Genomic DNA, 1,285 nt, shown 5'->3' with positions numbered 1-1,285 from the left:
GCCACGTGTGCCCCCGGCAGAACGGCTACCTGGGGTGACGCGCACCGGGCAGCGCACCGACCGCGCGAACCCCCACACGGACCTTCGCCCGGCCCTCCACCCGGACCCGCGTCCGGACGCCCACGCGGACCTCCCTACGAACCCCCACCCTCACCCGCATCCGGGCGGCCCTGCGGACCTCGCCGCGGGCAGCCCTGCCTATCTCCCTGCGGGCGGCCGTGCGGACCTCCCTGCGGGCGGCCGTGCGCACCTCGCCGCGGGCGGCCGCGCGGGCACGCGTTCGTGCGCGCCCGTCCGGCGGATCCGGTCCGCCCACTGCTGGATCATGCCCCCCGGGCCCTGGAGAATGGACGTATGACGCAGGCTTCACGGGGGCGCACGCCCGCCGACGACCACCGGGGTGAGTCCGCCGCCGGCGGTGGCGCGGTGTCGCCCCTCGACACCGAGACGGCCGAGCGGCTGCTGACCGAGGGCACGCTGATCGTCGAGGGACGGCTCGTCCAGGCGTCCAACGCGACCCTGTACTGCTCGGTGGAGCGGGCCGGGGTGCGCGCCGCGTGCGTCTACAAGCCGGTCGCGGGGGAGCGCCCGCTGTGGGACTTCCCGGACGGCACGCTCGCCGAGCGCGAGGTCGCCGCCTACGCGGTCTCCCAGGCGATGGGCTGGAACGTCGTCCCGCCGACCGTCCACCGCGACGGCCCGTACGGCGTCGGCATGGTGCAGCTGTGGGTCGAGCCCGACCCCGACACCGACACCGTCGCGCTGTCCCGCTCGGACGCCGAGCCGGTCCGCCGGATGGCGGTGTTCGACGCGGTCGTCAACAACGCCGACCGCAAGATCGGGCACCTGCTCCCGCCGGGCGACGGCCGCGTCTACGGCTGCGACCACGGCGTGTGCTTCTCGGTCGACTACAAGCTGCGCACGGTGCTGTGGCAGTGGCGCGGCAAGCCCCTGACCGCCGAGGCGCTGGACGCGCTCGGCCGGGTGGAGGCGTCGCTGCGGTCCGGCCCGCTGGGCGAGCGGCTCGGCGCGCTGCTCACCGCCGAGGAGGTCGACGCGACGCGCCGCCGCGTCGAGCTGATGCTCAAGCACCGCATCCACCCCTACCCGCCCGAGGACTGGCCCGCCATTCCCTGGCCCCCGCTTTAACCCCGGTTGGGGTCGGCTGCTCCAATAGGCGCCATGTGTACGGCGATCGTCAGCGTGGACCCCGCCTCCCCGGTCCCGGTGCTCCTGGTGGGCGTCCGGGACGAGTTCCTCGCCCGGGCCTGGGAGGGCCCCGGAC

The 1,285-nt window shown here is 75.5% G+C and carries 1 protein-coding gene; it reads left to right on the top strand.

The genetic code is table 11. The features are described 5' to 3' along the window. Window positions 1–354: 354 nt before the first annotated feature. Window positions 355–1,149 carry an SCO1664 family protein gene (locus AB0J52_RS41160; protein ID WP_500188686.1) on the top strand — a complete coding sequence of 265 codons (795 nt, stop codon included), beginning with the start codon at window positions 355–357 and terminating at the stop codon, window positions 1,147–1,149. The last annotated feature ends 136 nt before the right edge of the window (window positions 1,150–1,285 follow it).

The sequence above is a fragment of the Spirillospora sp. NPDC049652 genome (genome assembly GCF_040675125.1).
In the GTDB taxonomy this organism is placed as follows: domain Bacteria; phylum Actinomycetota; class Actinomycetes; order Streptosporangiales; family Streptosporangiaceae; genus Spirillospora.
Note: the sequence above shows the minus strand (reverse complement) of the source record. Positions and strands in the feature narration are given on the sequence as shown.